The 12718-nt window shown below is 34.8% G+C and carries 11 protein-coding genes and 2 pseudogenes; 7 read left to right on the top strand and 6 right to left on the bottom strand.

The window, feature by feature from the left end; all coding sequences use genetic code 11:
• Positions 1-32: 32 nt before the first annotated feature.
• Both rnhA and ACFZP3_RS02925 read left to right on the top strand, forming a co-directional pair.
• On the top strand, positions 33-470 hold the full coding sequence (gene rnhA, locus ACFZP3_RS02930; RefSeq protein WP_253309066.1) for a ribonuclease HI: 438 nt from the start codon (positions 33-35) through the stop codon (positions 468-470).
• Positions 463-3600 (top strand): AsmA-like C-terminal domain-containing protein, encoded by a 3138-nt coding sequence (locus tag ACFZP3_RS02925; RefSeq protein ID WP_386086817.1) that lies wholly within the window; start codon positions 463-465, stop codon positions 3598-3600. The genes rnhA and ACFZP3_RS02925 overlap by 8 nt, the downstream gene beginning before the upstream one ends.
• Positions 3601-3887: 287 nt before the next feature.
• Here ACFZP3_RS02925 and ACFZP3_RS02920 read toward each other — a convergent pair whose 3' ends face one another.
• Positions 3888-4016, bottom strand: a complete 129-nt coding sequence (locus tag ACFZP3_RS02920; protein WP_264688292.1) for a hypothetical protein — start codon at positions 4014-4016, stop codon at positions 3888-3890.
• 185 nt (positions 4017-4201) lie between these two features.
• Here ACFZP3_RS02920 and ACFZP3_RS02915 point away from each other — a divergent pair.
• A pseudogene (locus ACFZP3_RS02915) lies at positions 4202-5432 on the top strand (IS256-like element ISWpi15 family transposase).
• A 23-nt stretch (positions 5433-5455) separates the two neighbouring features.
• On the opposite strand, the gene ACFZP3_RS02910 reads toward ACFZP3_RS02915, so the two are convergent.
• The 4 genes and pseudogenes from ACFZP3_RS02910 to ACFZP3_RS02895 form a co-directional block, all read right to left on the bottom strand.
• Positions 5456-6262, bottom strand: coding sequence for a hypothetical protein (locus ACFZP3_RS02910; protein WP_386086816.1), 807 nt, complete (start codon positions 6260-6262; stop codon positions 5456-5458).
• Positions 6208-7068 (bottom strand): hypothetical protein, encoded by an 861-nt coding sequence (locus ACFZP3_RS02905; RefSeq protein WP_386086815.1) that lies wholly within the window; start codon positions 7066-7068, stop codon positions 6208-6210. The genes ACFZP3_RS02910 and ACFZP3_RS02905 overlap by 55 nt, the downstream gene beginning before the upstream one ends.
• Before the next feature lie 168 nt (positions 7069-7236).
• A pseudogene (locus ACFZP3_RS02900) lies at positions 7237-7731 on the bottom strand (IS630 family transposase); the annotation flags it as partial.
• The gene (locus ACFZP3_RS02895; protein ID WP_386086814.1) at positions 7694-8290 is read right to left on the bottom strand and encodes an HK97 family phage prohead protease; all 597 of its coding nucleotides are present in this window, start codon (positions 8288-8290) and stop codon (positions 7694-7696) included. The gene ACFZP3_RS02895 and the pseudogene ACFZP3_RS02900, both read right to left, overlap by 38 nt.
• Before the next feature lie 272 nt (positions 8291-8562).
• On the opposite strand from ACFZP3_RS02895, the gene ACFZP3_RS02890 reads away from it, so the two are divergent.
• Positions 8563-8688, top strand: coding sequence for a hypothetical protein (locus ACFZP3_RS02890; RefSeq protein WP_386086813.1), 126 nt, complete (start codon positions 8563-8565; stop codon positions 8686-8688).
• A 43-nt stretch (positions 8689-8731) separates the two neighbouring features.
• On the opposite strand, the gene ACFZP3_RS02885 is transcribed toward ACFZP3_RS02890, so the two are convergent.
• Positions 8732-8896 carry a hypothetical protein gene (locus ACFZP3_RS02885; RefSeq protein WP_264688295.1) on the bottom strand — a complete coding sequence of 55 codons (165 nt, stop codon included), beginning with the start codon at positions 8894-8896 and terminating at the stop codon, positions 8732-8734.
• Positions 8897-9487: 591 nt separating this feature from the next.
• On the opposite strand from ACFZP3_RS02885, the gene ACFZP3_RS02880 reads away from it, so the two are divergent.
• From ACFZP3_RS02880 to ACFZP3_RS02870, 3 genes are all read left to right on the top strand, one after another.
• Positions 9488-10585, top strand: a complete 1098-nt coding sequence (locus tag ACFZP3_RS02880; RefSeq protein ID WP_386086812.1) for a type I glyceraldehyde-3-phosphate dehydrogenase — start codon at positions 9488-9490, stop codon at positions 10583-10585.
• Entirely contained in the window at positions 10582-11340 is a 759-nt protein-coding gene (gene tatC / locus ACFZP3_RS02875) for a twin-arginine translocase subunit TatC (RefSeq protein ID WP_253309061.1), read from the top strand. The genes ACFZP3_RS02880 and tatC overlap by 4 nt, the downstream gene beginning before the upstream one ends.
• A 150-nt stretch (positions 11341-11490) precedes the next feature.
• Positions 11491-12216 carry a hypothetical protein gene (locus ACFZP3_RS02870; RefSeq protein WP_353281450.1) on the top strand — a complete coding sequence of 242 codons (726 nt, stop codon included), beginning with the start codon at positions 11491-11493 and terminating at the stop codon, positions 12214-12216.
• Positions 12217-12718: the final 502 nt, after the last annotated feature.

The following is a 12718-nucleotide window of genomic DNA, read 5'->3' as shown; positions in this document are numbered from 1 at the left end:
ACTATATACTTTGTTAACCGATATAAACAAAGATGAGTAAGAAAGAAGTGACAATATACACGGATGGGGCGTGTTCTGGTAATCCTGGAGCGGGAGGATGGGCAGCTATCATATTATTTCAAGATTATAGAAAAGACATTTATGGTAGAGAAGAAAATACCACAAACAATAAAATGGAGTTAACAGCGGTGATCAATGGGCTAAAAGTATTGAAATTTTCTTGTAATATTAATTTATATACGGATAGTCTTTATATTAAGCATGGCATAACAGAGTGGATAAATAAGTGGAAAATGAATGGCTGGAAAACAAGTAATAAAAAATCAGTAAAAAATATGGAATTGTGGAAAGAGCTAGACAACGTTGCTTCACAACACGAAATTGATTGGAAGTGGGTTAAAGCACACAGTGGCAATAAATATAATGAGGAGGCTGATATTTTAGCAAGAAAAGCAATAATCGATGCTTAAAAAAATTACTATATTATTTTCCGTAGCTTTATTGTTCATATTGTGCTTCTTTATTTTTTTAAAGCCTTTAGAAATCAATATTAATTATATTAATTTTTATGTTAAACATAAAATATCAAAAATATTTGTTGGCTCAAGCGTTAATATGGAGAATACCTCAGTTGTTTGGCAGAAAGATGGCAAAGATCCGTATTTAGTCATTACAGATTTGGCAATAGCAAACCCTAATTTTACTATAAAAGTTCCTGAGCTTTTTGTACATTTTAAGTTAAGTTCCTTATTTAAAGCTAGCACAAATCTCTCTCAGGTTTCAGCTGATAATGTGCATGTATGTATCAAGAGAGAAGAAACTAATGTTAATCCGCAAAACTCATTAGACCTTTTGGATAATCATTATTTAAATAGTAACCGCCTTCCTTCGGTGTCATTCCAGCGCGTGACGCTGGAATCTAGAAAAAAAGAAACAAGTAGTCAAGCTACTTGGATGACAAGGACGAGTGCTGGAATGACAAGGACGAGTGCTGGAATGACAGGGAAGAATTTCAAGATGACAGAAAGCAGTGCAAAAAATCTATTAAAAACAATAAGGGAATTTTTTTTTGACTTAAATGCGGATTCAAAAATTGAATTTACTAACATCGCTATTGATAAAAGCACAGAAGATGAATTTTTTATTGATAAATTATATATAGGGAAGGGGGAAGATTTTAATGTTTTAGATATTCATGTGAATACAAAAGATGGAAAGGGATTTTTGGATGATTTATCAATTACAATAAAAAATCGCAACAATTTGCTAAATGTATACGGGACATTTTATAATCTAAAATTGGGACTATTGAGCGAGTTTTCTACATTAGTTAAAAGCTACAATTTGGACAAAAATATAGGATTCAAAGGAAGCTTCTCAGTGAAAATTAATAAAAAGGATGAAATTGTAGATGGAAATATATACGTATTGAATACAGAAAATTATTTGAACAAAAATTTGGCCTTAACTAATGTAAATATAAATTTAACATATAGTGATGGAATTATTAGTGTAAAAAACTTCCATTTTAAGTTAAATGACACGTATCTCTCTTTAATAGGCAAGATGAACTTTAGTACAAGTCATGCTTTGCTTAGAATTAATATTAGCAAGTTTGCTGCAAAGGATTTATGTACTTATGTACCAGATGGTGTAGTGAATAGTAAATTTAGAAGCTGGTATTGTGATAATATTAATGGGGATGTTTTAAATACCATTGTAAGTTTCAATGGCAAAATTAACAATTTGGTTGATGACGATCTGTCAGACATTGTAATTGTTGCTGATATAGAAAATGGTAGCGTAAAATTTGATGAAGATTTTGAGCAAGTAAAGGAATTAAAGGGTGATTTGATCATCAAGAATAACGATCTCAAAATTACTGCAAATAGCGCTAAGTTTCAGAATTTCACTATTAATGGTGGTGATATTGAAATAAAATCTCTCAATAAGGAAAATTCAGTTCTAACCATTAATGGCCAAGCTGTAAGTGATGCGTATGGTTTATATGAGCCTATAAGATTTAAGCTGGATGATGTGGTGAAGGTTGAAAGGGATAAAGTAAGTGGAATGGCAAAATCTGTATTTAATTTTCGCATTTTTAATCTAAATGATGATGACAAAAAAGTAGACTTCTCAGCAAATTTTCATTTTGAAATTGATAATTTGGCCGTCTATAATGCAAGTCTTGGTAAATATGACATTAAGCTTAGTTTTGGCAGTGACTTTATAGATTTAAATGGTAGTGGTATGGTGAATAACACACAGCTATTATTTGACCTGAAAAGTAGCAATAGGAATGAAAGTTTTGCCTGGAATTTGACCGGAGATTTACCCGCTCAAATACTTGATTTTGATGAAAATATAGGTGGCTATGTCAATACAAATATAGAATCGGTGATAAATCAAGATAAGACGGGACATGTTAATGGTAATATGGATTTATCAGAGCTTGAATCACGTTCAAGTTATTTTGGGTGGAAAAATCGTTTTGAAGATCACAATAAAGTTTTGTTCTCTGTAAAATTAAAAGGTGCCGATGAATTGTTAGTAGACAAATTAGATGTTATAGGAAATGACCTAGATATAAAATTCAGCGGAAGAGTAGGAAATGGAAATTTATATTTAAATTCTAGTAGTTTTAAATTGCCTGATAATGATTTTAGTATAGAAATTGAATCAGGCAAGGAAAAAAATGCCATAACTATTTATGGTGAGAAAATCAATTTGAGTGATATTTTAGGCTTGCTTGGCAAAAACAATAATGGATTAAACAAAGATATAGAAATTAGTATGAATGTTGACAATGTAATTATGAAAGAAGGCGTCGTTATCAAAAATGCTAAGCTGAATGTAACCTGTACTAAAGGTAATTGCAATGGAAGTCAATTTACAGGACAGTTTCTAGAAGATAGCAGCAACATACTAGCGGAATACAGTGGAATAGGGCTCGAAATATATGCGGATAATGCAGGTATACTTTCGCGTTCCTTAGGCATTAGTAAATCAGTCAAAAATGGTAAACTTTCTCTTTATCTATCTCCTCAAAGAGAAAATGAAGAACATTATGGCATGTTATCTATTAGTAATTTTTATATCAAAGATGCTCCACTACTCACTACTTTATTATCGATGTCTTCGCTTCCTGGTATTGTAAATGCTATAAAGGATGAAGGTGTATACTTTTATAAATGTAATGTACCTTTCTCATACAAAGATGGCTCTGTCGAAATTGAAGAATCTTGGCTTGAAGGGGCGGAATTAGGCATTAGCACTAGCGGTAAGCTCGACATTAGAAATTATAAATTCCAAGTTGAAGGACAGGTAATACCAGCATATTCAATTAATAAATCTTTGTTAAAAATTCCTATAATTGGGAAACTTCTTACTGGCGGGAAAAGTAGGGGAATCGTTTCAATAGACTATAAAGCAAGTGGTGATGACAAAAACAATAACGTATCTGTTGATCTTATCTCTTCGCTAACTCCAAACCTATTAAAGAGGTTATTGGGAGTGTTTGATCGCATTATGACAAAAACTAACGAAGCTGTCATCGGTGGCTTAAAAGGTGGTGTGAAAAAGAAATTTGGTTCGACATGACCAAAAGGGAAGTTGTTTAACAAAATTATGGACAAAAATGCAAGAATTTCGGAATGATCCACCTGGTTTTTTATCTAATTATTTAAGCAATACCACTCTCTTTCTGGAAACTTGATTATGATAAAGTAAAAGTTATTTCTTTACAAAATTATAGACAAAAAATGCAAGAATTTCCGAATTATCCACCTAGTTTTTTATCTAGTTGTTTAAGTTCCCTTTATCGCCTCCCATATCTGCAAAGTTATAAATACAACTAGAAGGGTAGGGGATAAAAGTTCGTTATTTCACTATATTAGGTCATCATGTTGGTGATAATCTGAGTAATTGCCTACGTAATTTTCGTCAGCATCGTGATTAACATCAGGTTTAAGCAAAGAAAGATTATCATCGGATTGTTCTTCTGATAAGTTAAGCAAAGAAAGATTGTTATCAGATTGTTCTTCCTCTTTAGACCCAAATAACCATGAAAAGAATGATGAGATAGAATCAATAACGGATTTAATTGCTGGAAAAATATTGGATAAGAAATGGGAGTGTTAAATAAACTGTGTCAAACCGAAAAAAAAGTAATAAATTGATATAAAAAAATGGAGGTTTGACAATGAGTCAGAAAGTAGTAAACAGAACTACCGGTTTGGTAGATTATAAAGAATTAGAAACAAATATCCTGTCGTCTATACGAGAAGGAAGACCGTTGACAGGGAGAAATGGAGCATTAACACCGTTTATAAAAAAGTTGCTGGAGGTAAGCCTGGAAGGTGAAATAGAAAACCACTTGTCGGCTGAAAGCGAAGAGAATAATCGAAGAAATGGGAGGAATGCAAAGACTTTACGTACAAGCGCAGGGTCATTTGAGCTTTTGACGCCAAGAGATAGGGAAGGAAGTTTCGAACCACAAATAGTCAAAAAAAGGCAAACAAACTTACATCCAGAGCTTGAAACGAAGATTTTGAGCACATTTGCCAGTGGTATGGGCTATAGAGATATAGTGTCACATGTTGAGGAAATTTATGATCACAAAATATCGGCGGCAGAGATATCAAGTATTACTGACAAATTGCTACCAGTAATCAACGAATGGCGTAGTCGCCCGCTGCAGTCTGTATATCCGATAGTTTTCATGGTTTTTTAAAGTCAAAGAGGACGGGCATTGCGTAAGTAAATGCATGTATAACATATTAGGCATAGATCAAAATGGCAAAAAAGAAGTATTAGGTTTTTATTTGGCTGAAAGTGAAGGAGCTAACTTCTGGTTGGGAGTGCTAAATGACCTCAAAGAAAGAGGAGTAGAAGATATCCTTATTGCCTGCGTTGATGGGCTGAAAAGCTTTCCTGCAGCTATAAACAGTGTCTTTCCTAATGCGGAAGTGCAGATGTGTATAGTGCATCAGATACGCAACTCACTGAAGTATGTGGCCAGTAAAGATGCGAAGAGTTTTTTGAGCGATTTAAAGAAGGTATATCAAGCTTCAAGCAAGGAAATTGCCGAGAATTATCTGTTGGAATTGGATGAAAAATGGGGCACAAAGTACCCTATGGTTATAAAATCTTGGCAGAATAATTGGGAAAACTTGTCTGGTTATTTTAAGTATTCTGGTCCAGTTAGGAGGATAATCTACACCACCAATCCCATAGAGGGGCTACATAGGCAAATTAGGAAATTCACTAAGACCAAAGGCTCATTTACCAGCATAAATGCCTTGTATAAGCAGGTATATTGTGCTATAAAGAAGGCAGAGGAAAAGTGGACGATGCCTGTACATGATTGGGCATTAACTATCTCTCAACTTGATGTTTTCTTTCCTGGCAGATTGAAAATTGAGTTGAACTAAAAATGCGGTTTGACACAGTTTATTTAACACTCCCAATAATTAAGTGATTTTTTAGTAGATGCTGGCTTTAAGCTTATTATACTTGATCCTTGAGCTTTTGTCTGTTCTTGTGTATCTTTCTCTGTTAACTTCCCATTTTGTTGTTCATCTTCAGCTGTTGAATTTTCAACTTGCTGTATTTTCAACTCGTAATTTTCTCCAAGTGTGTCTGTATGCGCTTTAACAGATGACATTGCAACACTTCTTACTTTTTCTAATTCTACATTCAGATGTTCAACTTGCTCTTGTAACTTTTTATTATCCCCTTGTGAAGACTCTAATTTTCTCTCCAATTCTGCCTTTAGTCTTTCTATTTCTTCAGCTTTATTTCCTTCTAAGATCTGCTTTTCTTCTTCAGTAGCGTTTAGCTGACTGATTAAAATTTTTAATTTATCTTCTAAGTCAACTTTTTTTCCCTGTAGTTGTTGCTCTTGATTATTTAGTGGTAGTTGCTGCGCTAACAATTCCATCACGCTCAAAGAAGTTTTATTTAAGGTATCACCTATTCCAGCTAACTCCCATTCTTTACTTCCTTCTAAGATCTGCACTTGTTCTTGCAACCTAGCAATCTCATTTTCTGAGCTCTTTTTCTCTACTTCAGCAGTTCTTAATTGACTTCCCAAGCTCTCTAATTTGCGTTCTAACTCACGCTGACTTTCCTCATGCATTTTGCGTTCTTCTTTCATAGCTTTTAACTGCTCCTCTTTTTCACTATTTAAAGCATTAATTCTGTCTTTTAATTCAACATCTTTCTTTCTTGCTTCAATTCTGTTTCTTTTTGCTGTAGACAATTTATCTTCTCCAATTGTTCTGTTGACTCCTTCTCTTTTACAGATAAATTTTCCTTGAGTTTTGTTACTTGCGCTTGCAAATCTTCATTGTCTTTCTTAACAGCCTCATTTATATCTTTATTTTTATCGATAAGTGATTTAATGAAAGCTTCTTGCTCTCTTATTCTTTTCTCTTGATCAGATATAGTGCGCTGTTGTTCGTTATTTTTAGCATCCATTTCCTTTTTATCTTCATCTAATCTTTCATTTAACCGCATTAAACTATTTATTTTCGTGTCTTTTTCTTTCACCTCTACCAACTCTTCTTTGCATTCTGCAAGTTTAGATTCCAAATCCTCATTTTCCTTTTTTAAGAAGGCATTTTGTAAACGCTCAAGTTCTAGTTCCTGACTTACACCTTCCTCCTCTATGCTTACTTCTTCCATACTATCGTATTCTTCATCAATGAATTCATCATTTACTATAGTATCAAAACAACTCTCATCAGTGAACTCACTATTTTCTTCAGTTTGAACCTCTCCATCCTTACTTATTACTTCACTCTGGCTCCCTTTTTCTGCAACCTCAGGTTTTAAGTCAGCTCCAATATTTTTATCCGTTGTTTCAACACATTCGGTCTGCATTGTCGTATCTTGAAATGTTACTTTATTAGATAGAATATTTTCCGCCCATTTGTTCCATTTCTTTGGTAGTATTCGTCCAATCGTTTTTAAGTACAACCAAGCAAATACAGTAGACCAACTGTATTTTTTTTCCTTTCGTTTAACATTAATTTCATAATTAACCGTATTGTTAGTATTTAGCATAAAATTACCTTATTTTTTAACTTCGATTTACAGAAAATTTTAACAGTAGTAAAGTTATATATATTAGTATAAATGTTAAATAAATACTAACGCAGGTATCAAATTATGGTAAAGTCTTTGCCCGCCTAATACACTTTAAGCAGAAATGTATAGCTCTTCTCATAATAGTCAGAATAAAAAAGCAGAATCAACAGCTTGACGGAAAGACTTAAAAATAGGGATATTTTTTCTAGCTCTATTCTTTATAGCAAACCAATTATGCTCAATTTCGTTAAAGTCTGGAGAATATGGAGGAAGATAAAGAATTTCAGCACCAACTCCTCTAGCAAGATTATCTATTTTTTTAGATTTATGGAATGTAGCGTTATCAAGAATTACAGTTTGGCCAGACCTTAAAATTGGAGTTAAAAACTGCTCAAACCAAGCCTCGAAAACATCCTTATTGCAGTATCCTTCAAAGGTCAATGGAGCAATGATCTTCCTTTTATTTAGAGCTGCAATCATACTGACACGCTGAGTTTTTTTACCTGATTTTAATGAATGAAACCTCTCTCCTTTTCTGCAATATCCGTATGGGTAGTCTTCTGTATTATCTATTCCAGATTCATCAATATATACAAGATTTTCATGACGTTTTGTTGCTATAACCTTTAAAAATTGAGCCATATCTTAACTTGTTTGGATTATTATGAGAAGAGCTATACATGTCTGTAAGTACAGCATTTGCTTTTTCTATCGCTCTTGCTAACATTTCCTGTTCATTGTTCTGATTTTTCACATTGATTACCTGAGCAGCTAAGTTTGCAGGAAAAGTGACCAAACTGACTTCCCATAATTCCACTTGTTTTAACACTCTAGCTCCGCTTTTATGATCAACATCATACTCTATAGGTATATAGCCGATGGAAAGTCCATTGATTACTCCAGTTTTGAGCATTAAGTACGCTTCCTTTGCTTTTTGGATGCCCAAAAGTAAGTGTGCGGTTATATACAGGCCAACATCATTTTCGCAAATATCTATAATATTACCTATAGGTTCACCTGGATTGTGCTGCCAAAGGAGTTTTATTTTATTTCTGTTTAAATTTTCCTTAAATGCTCCGGGTAAGATCAGGTCATTTTGTTTATCAACTATATTAAAAACGCTAGCATAACCAGAAAATACAACGTTTTCTCCTATGCTTTTTATTGACAATGGTGAATAGAGAAATTTCTTATTCATAAAGCCTCCTGTAGTATTGGGAATTTTGTTTGCACAATGCACTGCAATGTCAAATCTATTATATGCAGTTCTCTAAAAAGGGGAAGCACTTTTCTTAGTTACTAAAAACGCTAACTGGAATCCAGATTGGACACTGGGTTATAAAAGTATAGCTTCTACGTCATACCGCCGCGGTATCTCTAGATCCCGCTAACAAGCAGCGGGATAACGAGATGCCACCACGAACCGTCATACTGCCGCGGTATCTCTAGATCCCGCTAACAAGCAGCGGGATGACGATTGTCAGGGTAGCTGTCATCCCAGTGCCTCTCTATAATGTCATCCCAGTGCCTCTCTATAATGTCATCCCAGTGCGTGACACTGGGATCTCATTTTACTTTATGACGGTGTCATCCTAATACCTTCCCCTGTCATCCAAGTAGCTAACACTGGGATCTCATTTTACTTTATGATGATGTTATGAAAGTAGCTGACACTGGGATCCAGAAGACTTAATTTCAACCAAATAATAAAGGCTAGATTCCAGACTGGAATGACATCATAGGGGCACTGGGATGACAGCAGTCCTACGTCATACCGCGATTCATTCGCGGTATCTCTTAACATAGATCCCGCTAACAAGTAGCGGGATGACACCTCTCTTGGGCTCTTTTAGCTACAAACGTTAAGAAATTTACCAAACGAAAAAAAAGGCAAAAGAAGCCCTAGTCATTGTCTATTTTCTGTATTGGCGTTTTTTAAGTCTTAAACACTGCAATTTAGCTGCTTTTAAGTGCAACTAACCTTAACTAAAATGTTTAAGAAATTTACTAAGCAAAAAAAAAGGCAAAAGAAACCCCGTGGTAATTAGTGTTCACTCTCTAATCCTGCAAATTGGCGTACTATACTGTCTTAAACGACTTATAAGCGCGTTTCAGCTTGTGTGGGTAAAAACCCAGAAATGTTGTGAAGACATAAGGTGCACATAGTGCAAAAAATTAAAAATAAGACGCCAACTACGTTGTTTTCTTGCTGTTTAATCTGCACAGATGAAGATAACTAAATACCTTCACTATCATGATAAGGGGGCTGGCGGAGTTTGTAAAGCAATTTTTTAGCCCTGTCTCCTTGCTATAATGTTCATATCGATAGAAAAGCAAAAGAATAGAATGAAATATCAAGTGATATCCTCTATAATTAAATTTTTTGAATGAAGAGATGACGATTCGTGTAGGAATTAATGGTCTGGGTAGAATAGGCAGAGGCGTATTGCGTGCTATTTTCGAAATAGAAGAATATAGCAAACAAATAGAAGTTGTAGCTGTGAATGGATCGCTCAGTGCAAAGCAGCATGCACATTTGATTAAATATGATTCTGTTCATGGCAAATTCAGTGGTGATATTGACTTTAATGAGTCTCAAAATTGGCTATCTATAAATGGCAGAAAATTTTCTTTATATAGAGAACGGAGCCCTGAAAATATTCCTTGGAATGTTGATGTAATACTTGAATGTACTGGTGCATTTAACAAGCGTGAAGAAGCAATAAGGCACAATGCAGAGAAAGTGATTGTCTCTGCTCCAGTTCCAAATGCTGATGTAACTATAGTTTATGGTGTGAATAATGATATGCTCAAAAAAGAGCATAAAGTAATATCAGCAGGTTCTTGCACTACAAATTGCCTTGCTCCGATTGTGAAAGTCCTACACTCTAATCTAGGTATAAAAAGTGGCTTTATGACTACTATACATGCCTATACGAATGATCAAAATGTTCTTGATGGCAATCATAGAGACTTATGCAGAGCAAGGGCTTGCGGATTATCTATGGTGCCAACTACAACCGGGGCAGCAAAAACAATCGGTTCTGTAATTCCTGAATTAAAGGGAAAGCTAGATGGCACTGCCGTCAGAGTTCCAGTTAGCAATGTTTCTATGGTTGATTTTAAATTTACGACTGATAAGAAAGCGACCGTTAAAGAAATAAATGAAATGTTTAAGGATGCAGCTCTCTCCTCTACGTCATTCCAGCGCGTGACGCTGGAATCTAATTTCTGGATCCCAGTGTCAGCTACTCGGATGACATCAGAGGGTACTAGGATGACAGAGGGTTCTCCAATGTCAAATGTACTTTCTATATGCACGGAACCTTTAGTTTCAATAGACTTTGTGCATAACCCTTATAGCGCAATTGTGGATTCAACTGGTACATATGTTACAGGCGACATCTGTAGAGTTGCAGCGTGGTATGACAATGAGTGGGCTTTTTCGCTGAGAATGTTAGACATAGCATTATTGAGCCATAGTAAAGTATGAATGGAAACCCAAACAAATATGCTTCATTTTGTGAGCACTTTGCGGAACTCAGAAAAAGAGTTATCTTTTGCTTTCTATTTTTTTGCGTTACTTTTGGTTTTTGTTACTACTTTAAGGAAAATATATACCGTTTTTTACTTGCACCTTTAATAGAAGCAACAAAAGATAGCGAAGGTTTTTCTTTAATTTACACAGACTTAACAGAGGCATTTTTTGTGTATCTTAGAGTCGCAATAATGAGCGCACTTTTGTTTTCTTTTCCTGTGTTTGCATGGCAATTCTATATGTTCTTAGCACCTGGGTTATATAAAAGTGAAAGGGCAGTGTTGTTGCCATACTTAATTGCAACCCCGGTTTTATTTGTAACGGGAGCTACTGTAGTCTATTACTACATATTTCCTTTAGCCTGGAAGTTTTTTATCAACTTCGAACACAGTGGTAAATCCTTCGATATACCGATAGAGTTTATGCCATCAGTTAGCGAATATTTAGACCTCGTTCTCCAATTTATGTTTGCATTTGGCACTGCATTTCAAATTCCAGTAATACTCACATTGATGGTGAGAGTAGGGTTACTCACTACACAAAGTTTGTCAAATAAACGCAGAATCGCGATAGTGGTAATTTTTATTATCGCTGCAATCTTAACTCCACCTGATGTATTAAGCCAAGTAGGGCTTGCAATACCAATGCTGATTCTATATGAATTGTCCATTTTGATATGTAGGTATATTGAGAAGAAGGCAAAGGTTTGAATAAATATGTATTTGTAACGTTCTTTTTCGAGCACAAGCACCTTTCTCTTGTTTGAGTGTGTGTGATAATTCCTAATAAGACTTTTTGTATTTGATTTTTTACATAAAACATGCAATAATTAAACTTAGTAGACTTATGGGAGTAATTGCATGTTTGGTTTAACAGAAGAACAAAGGAAATTATATGATCGGTTACAGAACGCAATAAAAGATCATGGTAACGTTGCTGAAATTCTACAAGGAGTTTCAAAAGATGATTTACTAGCAGTTCTTAGTGCTCGTGGTACAACCATAGAGTTCAAAAATGGTGAAAGATATACTAAAAAACTATTTTACTATAGTAGAGTTATTAAGAATCAAGAAGGCTTGAAAGTTATTTCTGATGAGATGACAAAGAAAGATATATCACTTGATGAAATATTAAATGCTGAGATTATAAATATTGAATTCCCCAACGTTGTAAAATTTGATGGGACGCCGCCTGAAGACAAGCAAATGCTTTTTGATGAACTTGGGGATTTTGTCGAGAGTTTTGTCGAGAGTTTTGTCGAGAGTTTTGCCAAGGGTTTTGCCAAGGGTTTTGCCAAAGGTTTTAATGATAAAATGAAAGAGAAACATGAGATAGAAACTAAACAAGTAACTAATAAAGCAATAGGAATTGGTATCACTTGTGGTGTTATAGCTGCATTGGCAGTCGGTGTTGGATGTGGTGTTGCCGGTGTTCAATTATCAGTATTAGCTATAGTTGGCATAGCTGTAGCTGCTGCGCTGGCAGTCGGGATTGTTGCTGGCGTTATTACATATGCAGTATTAAAACCTAGTGGTAGACTAGAAGAAGCTCACGCACAAGAAGAAAAAGAAAAGGTACCTGCTTAGAAATTCGCCATATAGTTAAGTTAAAAACAGTAGAAGGAAGAAGCCTTCTTCCTTGTCTTTTACCGAAATACCAATTTTCTTATTTAAGCATATATTGAGGTTATTCACGGCATTGTGAATAACTTGGTTGATAACCCAGTGGAATACATAGTTTACGCGTTATGAGTACTTTGGAGATCTATAATAAGTATGATCTCCAAATACTAATATATAATACTTAAAGAGATACTTTAACACTTTCTCTTAAGTACTAATCTGGAGGTTCGACAAGTTGCTGTTTAAAAGGTTGGGAAGTAGTTTTATTAGCATTGAAAATTACATAATGTATATTATGGAAAATAAAATCACATAATATAGCGAACTATAGCTAACCTAAGAAAGGTTTTCCTACGTCATACCGCCGCGGTATCTCTCAGCCGCTAACAAGTAGCGGGATGACGAGCTTATCGTCATCCCGCCGCGAACCTTCATACCGCGATTCATTCGCGGTATCTCGGCATAG

It is taken from the genome of Wolbachia endosymbiont (group A) of Norellia spinipes (assembly GCF_964273535.1).
This window is presented reverse-complemented; position numbering and strand designations above follow the sequence as displayed.

What these genes read in the sequence shown, in the direction of transcription:
- ACFZP3_RS02895 (WP_386086814.1), bottom strand. Translation starts at nt 8,290, where the DNA reads ATGAATAAGAAATTTCTCTATTCACCATTGTCAATAAAAAGCATAGGA.
- ACFZP3_RS02880 (WP_386086812.1), top strand. Translation starts at nt 9,488, where the DNA reads ATGACGATTCGTGTAGGAATTAATGGTCTGGGTAGAATAGGCAGAGGC.
- ACFZP3_RS02925 (WP_386086817.1), top strand. Translation starts at nt 463, where the DNA reads ATGCTTAAAAAAATTACTATATTATTTTCCGTAGCTTTATTGTTCATA.
- ACFZP3_RS02885 (WP_264688295.1), bottom strand. Translation starts at nt 8,896, where the DNA reads ATGTTAAGAGATACCGCGAATGAATCGCGGTATGACGTAGGACTGCTG.
- ACFZP3_RS02905 (WP_386086815.1), bottom strand. Translation starts at nt 7,068, where the DNA reads ATGCTAAATACTAACAATACGGTTAATTATGAAATTAATGTTAAACGA.
- ACFZP3_RS02890 (WP_386086813.1), top strand. Translation starts at nt 8,563, where the DNA reads ATGACGATTGTCAGGGTAGCTGTCATCCCAGTGCCTCTCTATAATGTC.
- tatC (WP_253309061.1), top strand. Translation starts at nt 10,582, where the DNA reads ATGAATGGAAACCCAAACAAATATGCTTCATTTTGTGAGCACTTTGCG.
- rnhA (WP_253309066.1), top strand. Translation starts at nt 33, where the DNA reads ATGAGTAAGAAAGAAGTGACAATATACACGGATGGGGCGTGTTCTGGT.
- ACFZP3_RS02870 (WP_353281450.1), top strand. Translation starts at nt 11,491, where the DNA reads ATGTTTGGTTTAACAGAAGAACAAAGGAAATTATATGATCGGTTACAG.